The organism is Kitasatospora sp. MY 5-36 (assembly GCF_001182915.1).
Taxonomy (GTDB): domain Bacteria; phylum Actinomycetota; class Actinomycetes; order Streptomycetales; family Streptomycetaceae; genus Kitasatospora.
Genome location: NZ_LFVW01001266.1, coordinates 1 through 1,105 on the forward strand (window position 1 = coordinate 1; position 1,105 = coordinate 1,105).

2 protein-coding genes and 1 pseudogene are annotated in these 1,105 nt (G+C 74.7%); 1 reads left to right on the top strand and 2 read right to left on the bottom strand.

The genetic code is table 11. The features are described from left to right. Both AE652_RS41855 and AE652_RS41860 read right to left on the bottom strand, forming a co-directional pair. A partial coding sequence (locus AE652_RS41855; protein ID WP_049661336.1) for a hypothetical protein occupies positions 1–216 on the bottom strand: 216 nt, incomplete at its 3' end. Continuing rightward, positions 213–725, bottom strand: coding sequence for a SigE family RNA polymerase sigma factor (locus AE652_RS41860; RefSeq protein ID WP_049661338.1), 513 nt, complete (start codon positions 723–725; stop codon positions 213–215). The genes AE652_RS41860 and AE652_RS41855, both read right to left, overlap by 4 nt. 108 nt (positions 726–833) lie before the next feature. Between AE652_RS41860 and AE652_RS41865 the strand changes: the two are divergent. After that, positions 834–1,105 (top strand): annotated as a pseudogene (locus tag AE652_RS41865) (hypothetical protein); the annotation flags it as partial.

The following is a 1,105-nucleotide window of genomic DNA, read 5'->3' on the forward strand; positions in this document are numbered from 1 at the left end:
CCGCTCCCGGCCGTGCTCCAGCGCGTCCAGCAGGACGCCGGCCAGGACGGCGGCGGTCGACCCGGCCACCACACCGACCAGGGCCTGCCGGCGGCGGCGCAGCCGGACCCGGCCGCGGGCGATCACCGCCGAGGTGTCGAGTGCGGCGGGCGGTGCCGGGGTCTCGGCGAGGGCGCTCAGCCGGGCGGTCAGATCACGCTGCTCGTGCGACCTCATGACGTCCTCTCGGCGGTGGTGGGACGGGGGGAGAGCGTCGTCCGGAGGGTGGCGAGAGCCCGTGAGGTCTGGCTCTTCACATTGCCCGAGGAGCAGCTCATCGCATCGGCGGTCTGATCGACCGTGAGGTCGCAGTAGTACCGGAGCACCACGGTGGCCCGCTGCTTGGGCGGCAGCGCGGCCAGCGCCTTGCGCAGGTCGAGCCGGGCGTCGAGGTCGGCGGCCACCGACGCCACGTCCACCGGCGCCGCGGTCCGTGACGTCCGCCGCCACCAGGACGAGCGCTGCTCGGCGAGGAAGGTGTTGACCAGCACCCTGCGGGCGTAGCCGTCCAGGTTCTCGACCCGGCCGGCCCGCGACCAGTTCACGTACAGCTTGGTCGCGCACTCCTGCACCAGGTCGTCGGCCCGGTGCCAGTCCCCGCACAGCAGATAGGCGACCTTGCGCAGCCAGCCGCTCCTGGAGGCCACGTACTCCGTGAACTCCACGTCGCGCGTCTGCTTCGCCATCCGCACCCCCTCTCGTCGTGGTGGCGGCGCACCGGCGCGCCGTCCGCCCCTCTAATGCGGGCACCGGCCGGAACGTTGCACGCGAACCGCGCACGTAGGCTTTCCGGCATGCCCAACGGCCGGTACTCGCTCCACGACCCGCACGACCACGTCCCGCTCGGGGAGGAGCGCTTCAGTTGCGCGCCCGGGGCGGCCGGGTGGCGGTACGTCTCCAAGACCTACGCGCCGGACGGCCGGGTGCTCGGCAGCACCGACCTGACGCTGGACTCGCGCGCCCGGCCGCTGCGGCTGGAGCTGCGGGCCGGCGGCTGGCAGGTGCGCGGCGGGGCGGTGGACGGGGTGGCCTGGGTCCGGACCGACGCGGCCGACCCCGGCGGCGA